This is a genomic window from Spongiactinospora gelatinilytica (genome assembly GCF_003236385.1).
Classification (GTDB): domain Bacteria; phylum Actinomycetota; class Actinomycetes; order Streptosporangiales; family Streptosporangiaceae; genus Spongiactinospora; species Spongiactinospora gelatinilytica.
The window spans coordinates 1-19,652 of record NZ_POUA01000035.1; the positions used below are offsets into that span (position 1 = coordinate 1).

Below are 19,652 nucleotides of genomic sequence, written 5' to 3' on the forward strand. Positions count from 1 at the left end.
CGCCCACGCCCACGCCGACGGGCGAGCCGTGTGAGACGGCGGCCACCCACCAGATCGCCGAGGTCCAGGGCGGCGGGGAGTCGACGCCGCTCGCCGGCCGTACCGTCCGGGTGGAAGGCGTCGTGACCGGCGACTTCCAGAAGTCCACCGAGCTGAGCGGGTTCTTCCTGCAGGACCCGACGCCCGACGCCGACCCCGCGACCTCCGAGGGCCTGTTCGCCTTCGCCGGGGACACCCTCAAGGACGTCAAGGTCGGTGACCGGGTGCTGGTCACCGGCCGGGCCGTGGAGTACAACGGCTGGACCGAACTGTCCCCGGTCACCGCCGTGGACGTCTGCGGCACGGGCAGGATCAGGCCCGTGGTCCGCACCCTGCCGCGCGCGGCCGGGGGGACGTTCGAGCCGCTGGAGAACATGCTCCTCACCTTCGCCGGGCCGCTGTCGGTGACCGAGCACTACCAGCTCGGGCGTTTCGGTGAGGTCACCGTCTCCGCCGGGGGCCGGCTGTACCAGCCGACCGACCGGGGCGGGGTGGACGCCGGGCGCGACGAACGCCGCCGGCTGCTGATCGACGACGGCTCCACGGTGCAGAACCCGCCGGTCGTGCCGTACACCCGCCCGCGTGCCGTCCGGATCGGGGACACCGCGCTGAGCGTCACCGGCGTACTCGGGTACGGCTTCGGCAGCTACCGCCTGCAACCGACCGGGCAGGTCCGTTTCCTGCCGCTCAACCCGCGCCCGCAGCGGCCGTTCCCGGTGTTCGGCAACGTGAAGGTCGCGAGCTTCAACACGCTCAACTGGTTCACCACGCTCGACTCGCGCGGCGCGGACACCGCGCAGGAGCAGCAGCGGCAGCTCGCCAAGCTGGTCGCCGCGCTCAAGGGCCTGGACGCCGACGCGGTCGGCCTGATGGAGGTCGAGAACAACGGCCAGACCGCCCTCGACGCCCTCGTCGGCGCGCTCAACGCCGAGGTCGGCAAGGGAACCTACGCCGCGCTGCGGCACCCGAACCCGGGCACGGACGCGATCCAGGTCGGCATCATCTACAAGCCCGCCAAGCTGACCCCGGTCGGCGCCGCCCGCTCCTCCGCCGACCCGGTCTTCCGCAGGCCCCCGCTCATCCAGACCTTCCGCAGGGTCAAGGGCGGCACGCCGTTCACCATGATCGTCAACCATTTCAAGAGCAAGGGCTGTGACGGGGCCAGCGGCCCGGAGCAGGACCAGGGCGACGGCCAGAGCTGCTTCAACCCCGAGCGGGTGCGCCAGTCCAAGGCGGTGCTCGGCCTGATCGACTCCCTCGGCCTGCCCGGCCCGCTCGTGCTCGGCGACCTCAACGCCTACGGCGAGGAGGACCCGATCCGCACCCTGGAGGCGGGCGGGCTGTCCAGCGTGACCAAGCGGTTCGTCCCGGCCCCGCTGCGCTACAGCTACGTCTTCGGCGGCCTGTCCGGCGAACTCGACCACGCCCTGGTGGGCAGGAGCCTGCTCAGGCGGGTCACCGGCGCGACCATCTGGCACATCAACGCCGACGAACCGCTCATCCTCGACTACAACACCGAGTACAACCCGCCCGCCCTCTACCGGCCGGACGCCTTCCGATCCTCCGACCACGACCCCGTCCTCATCGGCCTGAACCTCTTCTGACCGGCCGCTCGGCGCCGACCCTCGTCAAGCGGGCGGGACATCGTCCGGTCGAGCAGGACGAGCCCGACCGTGATCACGGCCAGGGCGGCGCCGAGCCAGGGGAGGGCGATCAGCCCCGCTCCGGCGTCGAGCGCCGTGGCGGCCAGCACCGGGACCAGGCTGATGCCGAGCTGGAAGGCCGAGACGGTGGTGGCCCCGGCGAGGGTCGGCGCACCGGACGCGATGGCGAACACCCGCCCGTAGATCGCCGGGTTCAGCACGAACCCGGCGACGCCGAGCAGCAGGACCAGCGGGACGACGGCCGCCGCGTGCCGGGCGGACACGGCCAGCAGTACCGAGCACGCGGCGATCCCGAGCGCCCCCGCCAGCAGGGCGTGGGTGGGCAGCCGGTCGGCGATCCTGCCGCCGATGGACAGGCCGACGAACGCGCCGACGCCGAACAGGGTCAGGATCACCGGGACCCAGATCCCGGGGATGCGGGTGATGCCGGTCAGGAACGCCGCCAGGTAGTTGTAGGAGATCATGTAGGCGGCGGTGCTCAGCAGGGTGACGGCGTAGATCGCCCACAGTCGGGGGCGGCGCATGACGCGAAGCTCCCCGCGCACGCTCGCCTCGCGCGGCCCGCCGGTGGCGGGCAGCGCGAGGAGCGTCAGGACGGCACCGGCGACGGTGAACGCGGCCACGGCCCAGAACCCGCCCCGCCAGCCGATGAAGTAGCCGAGCATCGCTCCGGCCGGACCGCCGGCGATCATCGCCAGGCTGAGGCCGCTGACCACGACCCCGGAGGCGCGGGCGGCACGGTCGGCCGGGACCAGGCCGATCGCGGTGACCGCCGCGACCGCCCAGAACCCCGCGTAGGCCAGCCCGCACAGGAAGCGCGTGACCAGCAGCACCGGGTAGGCGTCGGTGATCATGCCGATCGCCACGCACGCGGCGAAGGCCGCCTGGGTGACCACCAGTGTCAGCCGCCGCGGCAGGCGCAGGGTCACGATGGCCAGTGGCGGCCCGCCCACGACGACGGCGACGGCGAACGCCGAGATCAGCGCCCCGGCGGAGGACAGCGTGATCCGCAGATCCGCCGCAACGGCCGGCAGCACCCCGGCCAGCAGGAACTCCGCGCTGCCCATCGAGAACAAACTGAAGGACAGCAGATAGACGGCCGGCGGCAACCTCCCCCGGACCGCCGGTCCCACCACGGCCCCGGCGCTCACCGTCCCACCCCAACGGCACGCGGGAAAGCGGGTGATGTGATCGGAGCTTGGGTGTGTACGGGCATGGGGAGTTCTCCTTCATGGGTGACGGGCGCGATGGCCGCAGGCGGGTACGGCGGGCGGCGGGTCAACTACGGGCGCCGGTGGCGGCCTGCCGGCGGGCGACGGCGCGCTGGACGTCCTCGTCCACCAGGTCGGCGTTGAGGGCGAAAGCGGCGGTCGCCCCCATTCCGGCGGCGGTGATGACCTGGGCGCGTGGGTCGATGACGTTTCCGGCCGCCCAGACCCCCGGCACGCCGGTGCGGCCCGTGCGGTCGGTGGCGATCCAGCCGCTGTCGTCCTTGGCGCAGCCCAGGCCGGTCAGCAGCCCGTCGTGCGGCACCATGCGCGGGAAGAGGAAGACGGCGGCGCGGGGCAGCACCCGGCCGCCGGCGAGTTCGACGCCGCGCAGCCGGTCCCCTTCGACCACCAGGTGGTCGATCTCGCCCTCGACGACACGCAGGCCGAACGCCTCCAGCCGCTCCCGGTCCTCCGCCGCCAGATCGAGGGTGTGCTTGAGGAAGATCACGTCCTCACTCCACTGCCGCAGCAGCAGCGCCTGGTGGACCGCCCCCGGATGCGTGCCGAGCACGGCCAGCGGCCGTCCGGCGACCTCGTGGCCGTGGCAGTAGGGGCAGTGCAGCACGTCCTTGCCCCAGCGCTCGCGCACCCCGGGAATGCCGGGCAGCTCGTCGCGCAGGCCGGTGGCGACCAGGACGCGGCGGGCGCCGAGCACCGGGCCGCCGCCCAGGCGGACGGAGAAACCGGGCTCGATCTCCTCCACCCGGCCCCGTAGCAGGCGCACGCCGTACCGGGCGACCTCCGCCCGCCCGGCCTCCAGCAGGGCGGCCGGGGGCATGCCGTCACGGGACAGGAAGCCGTGCATGTGCGCGGCGGGGGCGTTGCGCGGCTCCCCGGCGTCGATCACGGCCACTTTGCGCCGCGCCCTCCCCAGGAGCAGCGCGGCGTTCAGCCCGGCCGCTCCCGCGCCGACCACCACGACGTCGTACCGCACATCGGTGTTCTGGCCGTTCATCGTCTTGATCATGACGTTCACCTCCGGCCCCGATGGTGCGCGCCGGCTCGGGCGAATGACAACTTTTGTTGCCATTTCCGGGACGGCGGAGATGGAATGGACCCATGGAGCAGCGATCCCCGATAGACGTCACGCTGGCCCAGGTCGGCACCCGGCTCAGGCGCATCCGCACCCAGCGCGGCGTGACCCTGTCCGCACTGGCCGAGGCCACCGGCATCTCCAAGAGCACCCTTTCCAGACTGGAGTCCGGACAGCGCCGTCCCAGCCTGGAACTGCTGCTGCCGATCGCGCAGGCGCACCAGGTGCCGCTGGACGAGCTGGTCGGCGCGCCGGAGGTCGGCGACCCGCGCGTCCGCGCCAGGCCCGTCGTCCGCAACGGGCGGACCGTGCTTCCGCTGACCACTCAGCCGGGACCGCTGCAGGCATGGAAGTCGATCATTCCGGCCACGCAGAACGAGCCGCGGCCGGTCACGCACGAAGGCTACGAGTGGATGTACGTGCTGTCCGGGCGCGTCCGGCTCATCGTGGCCGACCACGACCTGATCATGGGACCGGGGGAGGCCGCCGAGTTCGACACCCGCCTGCCGCACTGGTTCGGCCCGGCGGGCGACACCCCCGTCGAGGTGCTCAACCTGTTCGGCCGCCAGGGCGAGCGCATGCACATGCGCGCCCGGCCCCGCGCCGAGCGAGAGGTCCGATAACCGCCGAGGTCTTCCCAGGCCGATGGTGTTGAACAGGTAGAGACGCCAACGGAAGGAGGGGCGGAGATGAGGCTCTACACGACGATCACCGGCCCGCTGGGGGAGCTACTGGTGACAGGGAAGCGGACCGCCGCGGCGCGCGGCGGGGTCGCGCTGGTGAGCGTGGCGTTCCCCGGTCAGGCCCGCGCGTTCGGCGTGCGGCCGGAGTGGAGGCGCGACGACGACGCGTTCACGGAGGTCCGGCGGCGGTTCCGGGAGTACTTCGCGGGCGAGCGCACCGGCTTCGGCCTCGACCTCGCGGCGGGCGGAACGGCGTTCCAGCAGCGGGTGTGGGCCGCGCTGGAGGCGATCCCGTACGGCGAGACCACGACCTACGGCACGCTCACCGGACGGGTCGGCGAGCCGCGCGACCGCGTCCGCGCGGTGGCCGCCGCCGTCGGCGCCAACCCGCTGCTGATCGTGCGCCCGTGCCATCGCGTGGTCGGCGCGGACGGCGCGCTGACCGGCTACGCGGGCGGCATCGAGCGCAAGCGCCACCTGCTGGACCACGAGGCCGCGCAGCAGACGCTGCCCGTCTGACCGGCCCGCTCCGGAGACATGGAAGGACGATCACGATGACGTCGACACAGACCCGGCCGGACGATCGCGTCGCGGCGATCGACCAGGACGCGCTGGCCGAGGAGATGAACGCCCACGGCTGCGCGCCCACCGGCCCGCTGCTGACCGCCGATGAATGCCGCGACATCGCCGCGCTCTACGACGAGCCCGCGCTGTTCCGATCCACGGTCGACATGGAACGGCTGCGGTTCGGCCGCGGCCGGTACCGCTACTTCAACCGCCCGTTCCCGGCCCCGATCGAGGAACTGCGGCAGGCCCTCTACCCGCGGCTGCTGCCGATCGCCCGGGACTGGGCGGCCAGGCTGGGCAGGCCCGCGCCCTGGCCGGACACCCTGGACGAGTGGCTGGACATGTGCCACCGCGCAGGGCAGACCAAATCCACCCAGATCCTACTGCGCTACCGCGCGGGCGACTGGAACGCGCTGCACCGCGACCTGTACGGGGACCTGGTGTTCCCGTTGCAGGTCGTGGTCGGCCTGGATGAGCCCGGCGGCGACTACACCGGCGGGGAGTTCTTGATGGTCGAGCAGCGGCCCCGGGCCCAGTCACGGGGGACGGTGACGCTGTTGCGGCGCGGCCACGGCCTGGTGTTCACCACCCGCGACCGCCCGGTGGCCTCGGCGCGAGGCTGGTCGGCCGCCCCGGTCCGCCACGGCGTCAGCACGGTACGCACCGGCCTGCGGCGCACGCTCGGTCTGGTGTTCCATGACGCGGCCTGATGTTCACGCTGATCGGCGCCGATGGCCGTCCCTACCCGAGCGAGATCCCCGGGACGCTGGGCGGTCACCGGCGTGGACGTCTGTACGGCCGGTTGGACTGCCCGTCGGCGTTGCGCGCCATCGCGCAGGGCGGCTACGTCGGGCAGCGGGTGTTCTTCGCCGACGAGGCGACCGCGCTCTCGGCCGGATACCGGCCGTGCGCGGTCTGCCTGCCCGCCCGCTACCGCGCCTTCCGGGCGGGCCGGGATGAGGCCGCGTTCGCCGCTGCTTCCGGCGGCCGGGGCGGCCCGTCCGGCTCCGGCGGCCCCGCACACCGCGGCCGAACTGGCCGCGCTCCTTGACCTGCTGCGCGCGCAGCGGCCCAGGATCGAGGCGGTCACGGTGGGGCATGGCCGCGACCCCGCCTCGGTGGCCGCTGCCGAGGCGTTCGCCGCGTCCTGGACCGGCATGGGCCTGCATGTGCTCGCGACGGTGGACTGGCCGGAGGAGGCGGCCTCCTGGCTGCGTCAGGCCCGGCGCATGGTCGCGGGCGAGCCCGACGCGTGGGTGGTGGCCGCGAGCGGGCCCGGCTGGGCGCAGATGAGCCGCCGCCTGCGGCACAGCACCGCCTGGCGGCCGGAAAGGACCTTCGGGTTCGCCTCCGCCGCGCGCGGCGTGGCGGCGGCCGGGCCCGGGACGCTGCTGGGCCTTCGCGGCGCGACCGCCGGCGGCGAGGTCTGGGAGGCCGGCCGTAACCTGGTCACCGTGCGGGAGGGGTGGTCGCGATGAGTCCGCGCAGGCAGATCGCGCCCGGCGCGGTACACGTGCCGGGCTGGCTGTCCCCTGACGAGCAGCGCGACCTCGTGGCGGCGTGCCGGGCGTGGGCGACCGGGCCGGTGCCGATCCGGCACACGGTCCTGCCCCGGGGCGGTGTCATGTCGGTACAGACGGTCTGCGTCGGCTGGCACTGGCGGCCGTACCGGTACACCCGCACCGCCGACGACGTGAACGGCGCCCGCGTGGCGGAGTTCCCCCGCTGGATGGTGGGCCTCGGCCGCCGCGCGCTGGTCGCCGCCTACGGGGAGCACGACGGCTACACACCGGACACCGCCCTGATCAACTTCTACGACGGCGCGGCGAAAATGGGCATGCACCAGGACAAGGACGAAAAGTCCGACGCTCCCGTGGTCTCGCTCAGCATCGGTGACACCTGCACCTTCCGCTTCGGCAACACCGAGACCAGGAGCAAGCCCTACACGGACCTCCTCCTGGCCTCGGGCGACCTGTTCGTGTTCGGCGGCCCGTCCCGGTACGCCTATCACGGTGTCCCCAAGGTCCACCCCGGCACCGCCGACCCGGCCACCGGGCCGGCCCGCGGCCGGTTGAACATCACCATGCGGGTGACCGGCCTGGCCGATCCGCTACGGGGTCATGGTGACGGGGATCTCGATGATCGGTTGCCGTCCGCCGGCTGAGTGGATGAGGAGTTTTCCGGTGTGGGGTCCCGAGGATGCGGCGGTGACGGTGATGGTGGCCGACTGGTTTTGCAGGAGTCCGCCGGTGGCGGGGGTGGCGGTGAGCCAGGCGTCTTCGGTGGTGACTTCGTAGGGGGTGGGGGCGGTGCCGGTGTTGGTGAGGGTGATGGTGGCGGTCGTGCTGCCGTTCAAGGTCAGTGAGGTGGGTGCGGCGGCGACCTTGGCGGTGATGAGGGCGGCGTCGTTGGTGGTGACGCTGGTCGCGGCGAGGGTGACGTCCTGGAAGAGAGTGCCGTAGTTCTGTTTGGAGACCTTCACCCGATGGGTCCCGGCCCGGACATGGCCGCCGTAGGTGCCATCGGCACCGGAGGTGAGCGTGGCGACGTGGGGGAATTCGACGGTCGCGCCTGCGAGGGGTTGGCCGTCGTTGGCGTCGGTGACCTTCCCGCGGACCGCGCCGTAGTCCTTGGCGGTGAAGGTCAGGCTCTGCCCGTCCTGTACGGACGGCGTGATGTGGGAGTACTGGAGGGCGTCGGTGCCATCGGCGTTCTCGATGCCGATGGTCGCCTCCACGCCCTGTTCGACTCCCGGGTCGACGTCCTTGTAGCGGTAGCCGATCGTGCCGTCCTCGCCGAGCAGCACGGAGAACGAGAGCCGTTGACCCGGCACCCGCCGGAAGGTGATGTCCCGCCACTCGATCACGAAGGACCGGTGGGGTGCCGTGCCCACCGTGGCGGTGTAGACCCCGCCCTGGTCATCGAGGTCCAAGAGCCTGGACCAGTAGGGGTAGACGGCCAGGTTGGGCTCCACCGTGCCGGGCAGCGGTTCGTTCGCCAGGCCCGGGTCGTCGCCGACGAAGGCGGCGTAGCCGCGGATGGCGACCGCGACTTCGGAACGGGACTCACCGTAGAACGGCACCGGGAACGGCAGCGTCACCTGCTCGCTCCCGATCGGGCCGGTGAGCGAGAGCCGTTCGGTGCCCGCCACGTACGGCTCGGTGCCGACCGTGCAGGTGTAGCCGAAGCGGTCCGTCCGAGGCGCGAGGTCGACGTTCTTGGTCAGGTTCCCGGTCACGGTGATCTGCTCGGTGGCGGTGACGGTACAGCGTGAGGAGGTGACCTCCAGCCGGTGGGAGCCGTGCGGGAGGGTGATCCGGTAGTCGCCCGCGGCGTCGGTGACGGCCTTGACCGCGGTCTTGGGCACGGAGACCGTCGCGCCCTTCTGGGGGACACCCGCCGCGGTGATCGTTCCGGAGACGACGGCTTCCGGTAGGCGGGTCGGCGTGAGGTTCGCGGTCGTGGTCTGGCCGTCGGTGACGGTGACGGTCGATGTCGCGCTCTGGTAGCCGAACCTGGCCGCGGTGATCGCGTAACTGCCGGGAGGGAGGCGGGGCAGCGAGTACGTGCCGTCCGCGCCGGTCCCCACCGTACGGCGGAGCGGTCCGGTGATCGTCACATCGACGCCGGACACCGGCGAGCCGTTCGCGGTGACGGTGCCGCTCAGCGTGCCGAGCGGGTCGTCGGGCGCGGCCTGGACGGCGGCGTGGGCGTCCAGCCGTCCCTCGCCGTAGACGTTGTTGTCCGCGGCGGTCCCGCCGCAGCTCAGGTCGGCCGTGTCGATGGCGGTGCCGTCCAGCAGCGCCCGGGTGGCGGGGATGTCGCCGCGCAGCGAGGGCGCCGCCGACCAGAGCAGCGCCACCGTGCCCGCCACATGCGGGGATGCCATCGAGGTGCCGTCCTGGCTGCTGTACCCGCCGTCGGGCACCGATGAGCGGATATCGACCCCCGGAGCCGCGATGTTCGGCTTGATCTCACCGTTCTCGCCCGGCCCCCGTTGGGATTGCGCCCATATCGCGTTGTTCACATCGAACGCGCCGGTGCTGTAGGTCCCGGCGAAGTTCGCGGGACTGCCCATCCTGCCGCAGGCCGGCCCCTGGTTGCCGGCGGCGAACATCGGGAAGATGCCGGCGGCGATCCACGTGTTGACGATCTGCCGGTACTCCTCGTAGTGCTCGTAGGACGACCAGGAGTTGTTGACGATGTCGGGAATGAGGTCGTAACGAGGGTTCTGGCCGTTGAGATCGGTGGGCCTCGCCATCCACTCCGCACCCTTGAGCCTGGATGAGATCGTGCTCGTCGTCTTGGCGGCCATCCATCTGGCGCGGGGTGCGACGCCGATGCCGTTCTGGCCCACGATGGTGCCGGCGACGTGGGTGCCGTGGGAGTCGTCGTCGCAAGGTTGCGGGCGCGTGCAGATGGCTGTGGCGTCGAACCAGTTGTAGTCGTGGTCCAGGCTGCTGTCGGCCCGCCTGCCACGGTACTGGGCGGCCAGTTCCGGGTGCTCGAAATCCACTCCGCTGTCGACGATGCCGACGACGATGCCCTCGCCCCGATCGTCCAGCTCGTTCCACACGCGCGGGGCGCCGATCCGGTCGATGTTCCACTCGACCGCGCCTGCCGCGGTCTTCGCCTTCGGGTGCGTCTTACCCGGCCGGGGCTTCGGGGCCTCGGCCTCGCCGATGGGCACGATGCCGGTGACCTCGGGCAGGGCGGCGATCTCGGCCGCCAGCTTCGCGTCCGCGGTCACCTCGACGGCGTTGACGATCCAGAACGAGGTGTGCTTCGCCTTCCGCTTCGTGAGCAGGTCACGCAATCCGGCCTGGGACCTCGCCGCGTACGCGGACTTGGCGTCGTAGACGGCCTTGGCCTTGGCCGCCTTCGTGGTGGCCGCGCGGGCGGCGGAGAGGCCGGCCTCGCCTTTGAGACGGACGAGGAAGGTGGCCTTGCCGTCCTTCAGGTCCGCTCTGACCTCGGCGGCGATCTTGTCGCTTCCTGGGGCGGCGTGCGCCGTTGCTTGGGGTGTCAAGAGACCGAGCACGACGAGTACGCCGAGCAGCGCTCGTAAATGGGGCACTTCTTTCTCCTTCGCGCGGAAACATGATCTTTCCATCGATGTCGAAGGAATGTAACTCGGTTTTGCAATTGATCAAAGCTGTTTTCTGGCTAAATGATCGAAAATCGGTGGATGCAATTCTTGTTGATGGTGATTTGCGCGGCGTATGGGACGGAGGCCGTGTACGCCGCGCTCTCACATGAATGCCTTCAGGGCGTCGTCACTCGGGCGCGGTGACGGTCACTGGGATCTCGATGGTCGGTTGTCGTTCGCTGGCTGGTGGGTTCCGGCTCTGACCTGGCCGCGGTAGGTGCCGTCTTCACGGGTGGTGAAGGCGGCGACGTGCGGGAATTCCACGGTCGCGCCGGCCAGGGGTTGGCCGTCGTTGGCGTCGGTGACCTTCCCGCGTACCACGCCGTAGTCCTTGGCGGTGAAGGTCAGGCTCTGCCCGTCGCGGATGGACGGGGTGTCGAAGGAGTACTGGAAGGCGTCGGTGCCGTCGGCGTTCTCGATGCCGATCGTGGCGCTGCTGCCCTGTTCGACCGCTGTGTCGATGTCCTTGTAGCGGTAGCCGATCGTGCCGTCCTCACCGAGCAGCACGGAGAACGACATGAGCTCGAAGGTGTCCGCCTGCGGTCTGATGTCACGCCACTCGATCACGAAGGACCGATGCGGAGCCGTGCCCACGGTGGCGGTGTAGATCCCGGACTGCGCCTCCAACCGCAGGTCGTCCCAGAAGGGATAGACGGCGAGGTTGGGCTCCAACGGTTCCGGCAGGGGTTCATTGTCGAACACGACCTCACCGGCGAACGAGGCGAAGCCCACGGTGGTCACCCAGATCCGGGACCTGGACTCCCCGTAGAACGGCACCGGGAACGGCAGCGCCACCTCCTGCCCCGCCCCGGGAACGACGGTCAGCGGCTCGGTGCCCGCCACGTAGGGCTCGGTGCCGCTGGTGCAGGTGTAACCGAAGTCGTCCCGCTTCACCGTCAGGTCGAAGTCCTTCGTCACGCTCCCGGCCACGGTGATGTCCGCGGTCGCGGTGCCGGCGCAGTGCGAGGCGCCGGCGACGCTGAGCTGGTAGGAGCCGTGCGGGAGGGTCAACTGGTAGCGGCCGGAGCCGTCGGCGACGGCCTTGACCGGAGTGCCGGACGCGATGACCGTGGCATCCTTCTCGGGGTCGCCGCCCGCGGTGATGGTGCCGCTGACGACGGCTTCCGGCTTGCGGGGTCGGTCGGTGCGAGCATCCACTCGCCTGCCTTGATCTTCCCGTCCTGCGAGTTGTTCGCGGAGGTGGCGATCCACTTGGCGCCTGGCGCGACCCCGATGCCGTTCTCGCCGGCGATGATGCCGGCCACATGGGTGCCATGCCCTGTGTAGTCGCACGGGGCGCCCGTGGAGCAGGACCGGCCTGGGTCGTACCAGCTGTAGTCGTGGTCCACCGTGCCGTCCGGGAGGTTGCCGCGGTATCGCCCGGCGAGGTCCGGATGGCCGATGTCGACCCCGCTGTCGATGATGCCGACGACGATGTCCTCGCCCCGGTCGTTCAGTTCGTCCCACACGCGCGGGGCCTTGATCCGGTCGATGTTCCACTCGACCGCGGCGGCTTCGGCCGCAGCCTTGCCCGGCTTCGGCCGCGGTTTCGGGGCTTGGTCCCTGCGGATGGGATCGAGGGCGGCGACCTCTGGCAGGGCGGCGATCTCGTTCGCCAGTCTCGGGCCGGCGGTGACCTTGACGGCGTTGACGATCCAGAACGGTTCGTGCTCGGCCTTCCGTTCGGTCAGCAGTTTTCGCAGCCGGGCCTGGGACCTGCCCGCGTGCGCGGTCAGGGCTTCGTGCACCGCCTTGGCCCTGGCGTCCTTCGTGGTGGCCCGGCGGGCGGCGCCGAGATCGGCCTCATCGCCGAGGCGGACGAAGAAGGTGGCCTTGCCGTCCTTCAGGTCCGTGCGCACGGCGACGGCGATCTTCTCGGCGCCGGGTTCGGCGTGCGCCGGGACCGGTGGCAGGAGAATGGGGAGAAGGGTGAGCAGCCCGGTCAGCGTCCGGCTGAGGGACCGATGCCATAAGGGATGGAAGACGCGCATTCCCTTCATGCTGGGGAGGAACTTCATCCCGGCCGAAGGAAATGTATCCCAAAACAATTGACTTTCCAGATGTCCGCTCGTCTAAATACGCGAAAAGCGGCGGAGGCGATTCTGCTGAATTTGCTCGCGGAGTGCGACGGGCACGGCCCGCCGCACCTCGCGGGCGGTCCTTACGGTCGCGTCCGGCGTGGGGCGGCCGGGGGTGCGGTGAAGGTCAGGCTCTGGCCCTCACTGATCGCGCGGACGTTGTAGGAGTACTCGAAGGCGTCGCCGCCGTCCTCGTTCTCCAGGCCGACCGTGGCGCTGAGGCCCTGGTCGCGCCAGGCGTCGATGTCCTTGTAGCGGTACCCGATCGTGCCGTCCTCGCCGAGCAGGACCGAGAACGACAGACGCCGGTCACCCTGGTCGTCGAAGGTGACGTTCCGCCATTCGATGACGAACGACCGGTGCGGGGCGGTGCCCACCGTGGCCGTGTAGACCCCGGCCTGCGCGTCCACCCAGAGGTTGTCCCAGAAGGGGTAGACGGAGAGGTTCGGGATACCCGGGTTGGGCAGCGGTTCGTTCTCGACTGCCGCGTCGGGCTCGATGAACGAGGCGTACCCCTTGGCGGTGACCCACAGGTCCGAGCGCGCGGTGCCGTAGAACGGCACGGGGAACGGCAGGGTCAGCCTCTCGACCAGCTTCGTGTCGATCTGGGTGAGGCGCTGGGTGCCCGCGACGTACGGCTCGGTGCCGCTCGTGCAGGTGTATCCGAAGGCGTCGCGCCGCACCTGCAGATCCACGTTCCTGGTCACGCTGCCGGCCACGGTGATCTGCTCGCTCGCGGTGCCCACGCAACGCGAGGAGCCGGCGATCTCCAGCCGGTAGGAGCCGTGCGGAAGGCCGAGCCGGTAGTGGCCCGCGGCGTCGGTGACCGCCTCGGCCGTCGTACCGGCCACCTTCACCGTGGCGCCCTGCTCGGGGACGCCTGCCACACTGATCGTCCCGGAGACGAGGCCATGCGGCCGCAGGGTCAGAGCGAGGTCGGCGGTGGTGGTCTGACCGGCGACGATGGTCACCGATGTGGTCGCGGGGGAGTATCCGAACCGCGACGCGCCGAGCTGGTAGGTGCCGGGAGGCAGGCGCAGGACGGAGTAGGCGCCCTGGCCGCCGCTGGCCGTCGTACGGCCGAGCGGGCCGGTGACCGTCACGTCGGCCTCGGGCAGGGGCGCGCCGTTCGCCGTCGTGACCGTCCCGAACAGCGTTCCGAGCGGGTCGTCGGGCGCGGCCTGTACGGCGGCGTAGGCGTCCAGCCGCCCCTCCCCGTAGACGTTGTTGTCCTGGGACGTCCCGCCGCACGTGGTGTCGTCCCCGTCGATGGCGATGCCGTCGAGCAGCGTGCGTACGGCGGCGACGTCACCGCGCAACGAGGGCGCGGCGGACAGGATGAGCGCGACCGTCGCGGCCACGTGCGGCGAGGCCATCGAGGTGCCACGTATGACGGAGTAGCCGCCTTCGGGGATCGATGAGCGGATATTGTCCCCTGGCGCGGAGATGTTGGGCTTGATCTCGCCGTTCTCGCCGGGGCCGCGGCTGGAGAAGCTCGCCGCCGCGTCGTCCGCGCCGAACGCGCCGGCGGCGTAGCTCTCGGTGTACATCCCGGGGGAGTGGCTGGTGCCGCAGGCAGGCCCGTCGTTGCCGATGGCGAACATCGGGAAGATGCCCGCGTCCACCCACGCGCTGATGACCGTCTCGTACCAGTCCTTGTACCCCTTGCCGCCCCAGGAGTTGTTGATGATGTCGGGGGCCAGGTCGGGCCGGGGGTTCTGGCCGTTCACGTCGGTCGGCGCGAGCATCCACTGGCCGCCCGCGAGCAGCGCGGCCTCGTCGCAGCAGCCCCCGGCGGCGATCCACCTGGCGCCGGGGGCGACACCGATGCCGCTCTTGCCGACGACGGTGCCGGTCACGTGCGTGCCATGGAAGTGGGGGTCGCACGGGGCGGCGCTCGGGCACAGCCCCTCGGGCGCCGTCCAGTTGTAGTTGTGGTCCATGAAGCCGTCGGCCCTCGTGCCGCGGTACTGTCCCGCGAGCTCCGGGTGCTCGATGTCCACGCCGCTGTCGATGATGCCGACGACGACGCCCTCGCCCAGGTTCTTGAGCTCGCTCCACACCCGGGGCGCGCCGATGCGGTCGATGTTCCACTCGAGCGCGCCGACCTTCGCCTGGGCCTTGCCCGGCCGCGGCTTCGGCGGCTCGGCCTTCCCGATCGGCTCGATGGCGGTGACCTCGGGCAGGGCCGCGATCTCCTTGGCCAGCTCCGCGCCGGCGGTCACCTTGACGATGTTGGCGATCCAGAACGGGGTGTGCTCGGACTTCCGTTCGGTCAGCAGTTTCCGCAGCCGGGCCTGGGACCGGTTCGCGTGTGCGGTCTTGGCCGCGTACACCGCCCTGCCCTTGGCCGGCTTGGTGGCGGCCCTGCGGGCGGCCGAAACGTTCGCCTCACCGGCGAGGCGGACGAAGAAGGTCGCCTTGCCGTCCTTCAGATCGGTGGCGACCGCCTTGGCGATCTTGTCGTCGCCGGGGGAGCGGTACGGCACGGCGTGCGCCGTACCCTGGGGGAACAACAGGCCGACAGCGGCCACCAGGCCGATGAGCAGCCGGACCGGGCTCCGGCGCGAGGCCGGTGACCGTAAGTGATGGGACACGTGATCTCCTTCGCGAGATTGCGATCTATATGTCCTCCGAAAATGTATTCTAGATTTCTTAGATCTTTTTGTGCGTCATTTCAATATTCCTCTAATAGAGTGCAGAGGAATGCCGGAGAGTATCCGAAATGATTTACTCAGTTTCCGGCCGCCATGTCGAAGAACCGGCGTTCCAGCACGGTCGCGCGCCGGAAGGCGTCAAGAACGCGCGCCTGCGCGGTCGCCGGCAGCGCCGGGCCGAGCCGGTCCAGCTCGCCGCGCAGGAAGCCGACCCAGGCCCGGAAGTCCGGCCCCTCGTGCAGCTCGATCCACTCGCGGTACAGGAAGCCCTCCGGCAGCGGCTCTCGTGCCCGCGAGGCCCAGCCGAGGTAGCTCCACTCGGCCACGCACAGCACGGCGAGAATCACCGGGTAGTCTTGGCCGGCGCGCGCCTCGTCCATCAGCGCCCGGAATTCCGTGGTGACCGGCTCCGGCTCGGGCGTGGCGGCCGGGTCCTCGCCGAGGGCGGCGAGCGCCCGGTGGAAGTAGCCGCGCTCCTCGTCGGTGGCGATCTGCCCGAGGAACCGGCCGAACGGCACTCGTGCCTCGAAGGAGTCCGCGGCGGCCACGGCCGCGCCGAGCAGCGCGGTGAAGGAGTCCACGAACTGGAAGTCCTGGACGAGGTAGCGCCGCATGTCGGCCTCGCCGCGGATGATGGCGGTGGCGAACGGATGCCCGACGACGGCCGACCAGACGGGCTCGCTGCCCGCGCGCAGCCATTCACTGAAGGTCGCGGTCTCCGGGTCTTCTCCGTAGCGACTCATGCGCGACTCCTGAATAGTGGACCATGGTAGGAATGCCCACGAAGGGTACATGGTTATGTGGGCTGTCAAGTGAACGCCGGAAGCGAGGAGCCACTGGTGGCGACTGTCGCGGTAACCGAGAAGAACTTCAACGAGATCGCCGATGAGGGCATCGTCCTGCTCGATTTCTGGGCGGAATGGTGCGGCCCCTGCCGCCAGTTCGGGCCGGTCTTCGAGAAGGCGTCGGAGAAGCACGAGGACATCACGTTCGGGAAGATCGACACCGACGCGGAGAGCGGCCTGGCCGAGGGCTTCGAGATCTCGTCGATCCCGACCATCATGGCGATTCGCGATGGCATCGTCGTGTACGCGCAGCCGGGGGCTCTGCCCGCGCCGGCCCTGGAAGACCTGATCGGCCAGGTCAAGGCCCTGGACATGGACGCCATCCGGGCGGAGCTCGCCGCCGAGCTGGACGGCGAGCAGAAGCAGGAAAGCTGACCGTACCGCCAGTCGTGCGGAAGGGGAGCCGGTGGACGGCTCCCCTTCGCCGTAAGCGGCCTGTGCCGGATCGTCAGGCCGAGCGGTACAGCTCGGCCACCCGGAAGGCCAGGTCCAGTGACTGCCCGCGGTTCAGCCGCGGGTCGCAGGCGGTCTCGTAGCGCAGCGCGAGGTCGTCCTCGACCACCTCGTGCCCGCCGCCGACGCACTCGGTCACATCGTCGCCGGTGAACTCGATGTGGATGCCGCCGGGGTGGGTGCCCAGCGCCCTGTGCACCTCGAAGAAGCCGGTGACCTCGTCGAGCACGTCGTCGAAGCGCCGGGTCTTGTGCCCGCTCGGGGCCTCGAAGGTGTTGCCGTGCATCGGGTCGCACACCCAGCCCACGACCGCGCCGCCCGCGGTGACCTTCTCCACCAGCGGGGGCAGCGCGTCCCTGATCTTCTTGGCGCCCATCCGCGTGATGAACGTCAGCCGGCCCGGCTCGTTGTCCGGGTTGAGGCGCTCGATCAGCGCGAGGGCGTCCTCGGCGGTGGTGGTCGGCCCGAGCTTGACGCCGATCGGGTTGCGGATGCGGCTGAAGAACTCCACGTGCGCGCCGTCGAGGCCGCGGGTGCGCTCGCCGATCCAGACCATGTGCGCCGACACGTCGTACGGCAGGCCCGTGCGCGAGTCGATCCGGGTGAGCGCCCGATCGTAGTCCAGGATCAGCGCCTCGTGCGAGGAGTGGAACTCGACCGTGTGGAACTCCTCCGGGTCGGCCCCGCAGGCGCGCATGAAGGCGAGCGCCTGGTCGATCTCCCTGGCCAGCCGCTCGTAGCGGCGGCCGGCGGGGGAACCGGCCACGAAGTCCTGGTTCCAGGCGTGCACCTGGCGCAGGTCGGCGTACCCGCCCTTGGTGAAGGCGCGGCAGAGGTTGAGCGTCACCGCCGCCGAGTGGTAGGCCCGCAGCAGCCGCCACGGGTCGGGCGCGCGGGACTCGGGGGTGAAGTCGAAGCCGTTGACCATGTCGCCCCGGTAGGCGGGCAGCTCGACGCCCTCGCGCACCTCGGTGGGCTTGGAGCGGGGCTTGGCGAACTGCCCGGCCATCCGCCCGATCTTGACGATCGGCACCTTGCCCGCGTACGTGAGCACTATCGCCATCTGCAGCAGGGTCTTCAGCTTGTTGCGCACCGCGTCGGCGGTCGCGCCGGCGAAGGTCTCGGCGCAGTCACCGCCCTGTAGTACGAACGCCTCCCCGCGGGCCACGGCGGCCAGCTCGCTCTTGAGCTGGTCGCACTCCCCCGCGAACACCAGGGGCGGAAGGTCGGCCAGCTCGGCCACGACCTTGTCGAGCTCGCCGCGGTCAGGCCAGTCGGGCTGCTGCGCCGCGGGCAGCTCTCGCCAGGAATCCAGATGGATCGATTCTGCGCTCACGGCATATCAGGCTATTGCACAGGACGGGGTCAACCAGCCAGATGTCCACACAATGAGAAAGCTCTTTGTACGCCGGAGCCCCGCCGTATACCCCCGCTGCCCGAGCCGGCCGGTCAGCCGGGGACGAGGGTGGGGGAGGCGGCGGCGCCCTGGGCGCAGGCGGCGTTGGGATAGTGGGCGTGGAAGCCGACGATGCGGCCGTGCCAGCTTCCGCGGATCTCGACGCGGACGGGGGTGTGGCCGCCGACGCAGCGGGCGGATCGGTAGCGGGCGCGTAGCAGGCCCAGGTCGCCATCGATGGCGCGCAGGTGGTCGCAGGCCCTGCGGGCCTCGGGATGGGTGCCGCCGTCGGGGTCGCAGAACAGCGACCAGTGGCGGGTGTGGTCGGCGATGAGGTCGTGCCGGGTGATGCCCAGCATGGACTGGGGGACCTTGGCCTGTGCGGGGAAGGCGGCGGCGAGGGCGGCGGCGGCCACGGCCGCCGCCGAGAGGGTGACCACGCCGCGGACCGGCGGGCGGGCGGTTGACACGGGCCACCTCCTAGCGGTAATACTCACAGTCACTTTACCACTACGAGGAGTTCTCATGAAGTGCGGCCCGCCGCCCGCGCCCCGCGAGACTGAACGGCCCCGCGCCACGGGGTCACCGTGGCACGGGGCCGTAGGGTTCCGGGGTGGTCCCGCCGCCCGGGATCGGGGGCGTGGCCAGGTCGGGGCGAGGGTCAGGCGGCGTAGTCGGGGTAGCCGTAGCCGACCACCTGGCTGGTGGGCCGGGTCCGGACCTCCACCTTGCCGTTGCCCGTGTTGCCCTCGATGGTCTTGATGGTTCCGTTGCCGTTGTCCTGCACGACGAAACCGACGTGGTCGATGTCATCGAAGCGCTTGCCGCCGTTCCAGCCGAAGAACACGACCGCGCCCGGCTTGGGCGCCGTGCCCCAGCGCTGGTTCTCGTTGAACCACTTGGCGTGCGTCACGGTGTAGGCGTCCCATCCGACGGAGGGACGGACGCCCAGCTCCTCGCCGACCCAGGAGACGAACATCGCGCACCAGGGCGCGTTGGCGTACGCGTTCACGCTGCCGCCGTCACGGGCGACCGTCTCCAGGGCTCGCCGAGAGGACATGTACCACTCATGGAACTTCGTGCCGCCGCCGGCGGCGTTCTCGCTGACGCCGACCTGCGAAAGGGCCAGGTTGATGACGTCCTGGGCCTTGACGGCCCGCTGGGTCTGGGTTGTGGCCGCCTTGGTGTCGGTGGGGGTGTCGGCGTGCGCGGCCTGCACACCGGTCAGGGCGCCGGCGAACACCGCGGTGCCCAGCGCGGCGCCGAGCAGTCGGGTCTTCCCGGCATGGGCGATCCGATGAAGGAACATAGGGGGACTCCTTGCTTCCATGCCGCCTACCGGGTTAGCTGACGGGTTCGGGCCTGGAAGTCGGCCCTACGGCTGGCCGCCCGAAGGCGGGCCTTGCCGATTCACCCCATGGGAGAGGTTGGGTCCCCGGCTCCGCGTATCGCGGACTCGGCGGTTGCGCCCCGGCTGGAGGGGGTTCCTGCCGTGACTGGGCGCTATGCAGTTTGCAAACGTCGCGGCAACGCTCTGACCTGCGACGCAGGGGGGCTCTGCCACAAACTCCGTGAAAGGTAATACATGGTGACATACGAGGGCAAATCGGGCAAAGGTCCTACACCCCGGAATCTCGTATTCCGGTGTTCACTGAGGCTTCCCGTGCTCGTAATCCCCCGTGGTTAGGGTGATGGCGTCGTGAACGGGTCATCACCCGGCGTGGAGGACGGTCGGCGGCGCCACGTGCGGGAGCAGGGGTCGGCCGTGGCCTGGGTGGAGTCACCGCTGCAGATGCTCTGCGCCGTGGAGGCCCACC

General features: G+C 70.7%; 18 protein-coding genes and 1 riboswitch. Of the genes, 8 read left to right on the plus strand and 10 right to left on the minus strand.

The window, feature by feature from the left end; genetic code table 11:
• The coding region (locus C1I98_RS07215; RefSeq protein ID WP_111166294.1) for an ExeM/NucH family extracellular endonuclease at positions 1 to 1,643 on the plus strand (1,643 nt) is incomplete at its 5' end.
• On the opposite strand, the gene C1I98_RS07220 is transcribed toward C1I98_RS07215, so the two are convergent.
• Complete coding sequence (locus C1I98_RS07220) at positions 1,577 to 2,854, minus strand: MFS transporter (protein WP_233507363.1); 1,278 nt, start codon at positions 2,852 to 2,854, stop codon at positions 1,577 to 1,579. The two genes, C1I98_RS07215 and C1I98_RS07220, sit on opposite strands and share 67 nt — an antisense overlap.
• 127 nt (positions 2,855 to 2,981) lie before the next feature.
• Entirely contained in the window at positions 2,982 to 3,941 is a 960-nt protein-coding gene (locus tag C1I98_RS07225) for an NAD(P)/FAD-dependent oxidoreductase (RefSeq protein WP_111166295.1), read from the minus strand.
• Positions 3,942 to 4,033: 92 nt separating this feature from the next.
• Here C1I98_RS07225 and C1I98_RS07230 point away from each other — a divergent pair, with 92 nt between their 5' ends.
• From C1I98_RS07230 to C1I98_RS07255, 6 genes are all read left to right on the plus strand, one after another.
• Complete coding sequence (locus C1I98_RS07230; protein WP_111166296.1) at positions 4,034 to 4,630, plus strand: helix-turn-helix domain-containing protein; 597 nt, start codon at positions 4,034 to 4,036, stop codon at positions 4,628 to 4,630.
• A 66-nt stretch (positions 4,631 to 4,696) separates the two neighbouring features.
• Complete coding sequence (locus C1I98_RS07235) at positions 4,697 to 5,209, plus strand: methylated-DNA--[protein]-cysteine S-methyltransferase (protein WP_111166297.1); 513 nt, start codon at positions 4,697 to 4,699, stop codon at positions 5,207 to 5,209.
• 35 nt (positions 5,210 to 5,244) lie between these two features.
• Positions 5,245 to 5,967, plus strand: coding sequence for a 2OG-Fe(II) oxygenase (locus C1I98_RS07240; protein ID WP_111166298.1), 723 nt, complete (start codon positions 5,245 to 5,247; stop codon positions 5,965 to 5,967).
• Positions 5,967 to 6,308, plus strand: a complete 342-nt coding sequence (locus tag C1I98_RS07245; protein ID WP_111166299.1) for an Ada metal-binding domain-containing protein — start codon at positions 5,967 to 5,969, stop codon at positions 6,306 to 6,308. The genes C1I98_RS07240 and C1I98_RS07245 overlap by 1 nt, the downstream gene beginning before the upstream one ends.
• Positions 6,214 to 6,735 carry an ABC transporter substrate-binding protein gene (locus C1I98_RS07250; protein ID WP_111166300.1) on the plus strand — a complete coding sequence of 174 codons (522 nt, stop codon included), beginning with the start codon at positions 6,214 to 6,216 and terminating at the stop codon, positions 6,733 to 6,735. Before C1I98_RS07245 ends, C1I98_RS07250 begins: the two co-directional genes overlap by 95 nt.
• Entirely contained in the window at positions 6,732 to 7,421 is a 690-nt protein-coding gene (locus tag C1I98_RS07255; RefSeq protein ID WP_111166316.1) for an alpha-ketoglutarate-dependent dioxygenase AlkB family protein, read from the plus strand. The genes C1I98_RS07250 and C1I98_RS07255 overlap by 4 nt, the downstream gene beginning before the upstream one ends.
• Here the strand turns inward: C1I98_RS07255 and C1I98_RS07260 are convergent.
• From C1I98_RS07260 to C1I98_RS07275, 5 genes are all read right to left on the minus strand, one after another.
• The gene (locus C1I98_RS07260; RefSeq protein WP_111166301.1) at positions 7,368 to 10,334 is read right to left on the minus strand and encodes a S8 family serine peptidase; all 2,967 of its coding nucleotides are present in this window, start codon (positions 10,332 to 10,334) and stop codon (positions 7,368 to 7,370) included. The two genes, C1I98_RS07255 and C1I98_RS07260, sit on opposite strands and share 54 nt — an antisense overlap.
• A gap of 219 nt (positions 10,335 to 10,553) precedes the next feature.
• Positions 10,554 to 11,417 carry an NIDO-like domain-containing protein gene (locus tag C1I98_RS43670; RefSeq protein WP_233507366.1) on the minus strand — a complete coding sequence of 288 codons (864 nt, stop codon included), beginning with the start codon at positions 11,415 to 11,417 and terminating at the stop codon, positions 10,554 to 10,556.
• Positions 11,414 to 12,397, minus strand: coding sequence for a S8 family serine peptidase (locus C1I98_RS07265; protein ID WP_158557950.1), 984 nt, complete (start codon positions 12,395 to 12,397; stop codon positions 11,414 to 11,416). Before C1I98_RS07265 ends, C1I98_RS43670 begins: the two co-directional genes overlap by 4 nt.
• 170 nt (positions 12,398 to 12,567) lie before the next feature.
• Positions 12,568 to 15,081: a S8 family serine peptidase gene (locus C1I98_RS07270; RefSeq protein WP_111166303.1), complete on the minus strand. Its 2,514-nt coding sequence runs from the start codon at positions 15,079 to 15,081 to the stop codon at positions 12,568 to 12,570.
• A 137-nt stretch (positions 15,082 to 15,218) separates the two neighbouring features.
• On the minus strand, positions 15,219 to 15,884 hold the full coding sequence (locus C1I98_RS07275) for a TenA family protein (protein ID WP_111166304.1): 666 nt from the start codon (positions 15,882 to 15,884) through the stop codon (positions 15,219 to 15,221).
• A gap of 96 nt (positions 15,885 to 15,980) precedes the next feature.
• On the opposite strand from C1I98_RS07275, the gene trxA reads away from it, so the two are divergent.
• On the plus strand, positions 15,981 to 16,361 hold the full coding sequence (trxA, locus tag C1I98_RS07280; protein ID WP_111166317.1) for a thioredoxin: 381 nt from the start codon (positions 15,981 to 15,983) through the stop codon (positions 16,359 to 16,361).
• A 73-nt stretch (positions 16,362 to 16,434) separates the two neighbouring features.
• Here the strand turns inward: trxA and C1I98_RS07285 are convergent, their stop codons facing one another.
• The 3 genes from C1I98_RS07285 to C1I98_RS07295 form a co-directional block, all read right to left on the minus strand.
• Positions 16,435 to 17,775 (minus strand): class II 3-deoxy-7-phosphoheptulonate synthase, encoded by a 1,341-nt coding sequence (locus C1I98_RS07285; protein WP_199536785.1) that lies wholly within the window; start codon positions 17,773 to 17,775, stop codon positions 16,435 to 16,437.
• A gap of 113 nt (positions 17,776 to 17,888) precedes the next feature.
• Complete coding sequence (locus tag C1I98_RS07290) at positions 17,889 to 18,305, minus strand: SSI family serine proteinase inhibitor (RefSeq protein ID WP_158557951.1); 417 nt, start codon at positions 18,303 to 18,305, stop codon at positions 17,889 to 17,891.
• 191 nt (positions 18,306 to 18,496) lie between these two features.
• Positions 18,497 to 19,144, minus strand: a complete 648-nt coding sequence (locus C1I98_RS07295) for a CHAP domain-containing protein (RefSeq protein ID WP_111166306.1) — start codon at positions 19,142 to 19,144, stop codon at positions 18,497 to 18,499.
• 8 nt (positions 19,145 to 19,152) lie between these two features.
• A riboswitch (cyclic di-AMP (ydaO/yuaA leader) is annotated at positions 19,153 to 19,307 on the minus strand.
• Positions 19,308 to 19,652: the final 345 nt, after the last annotated feature.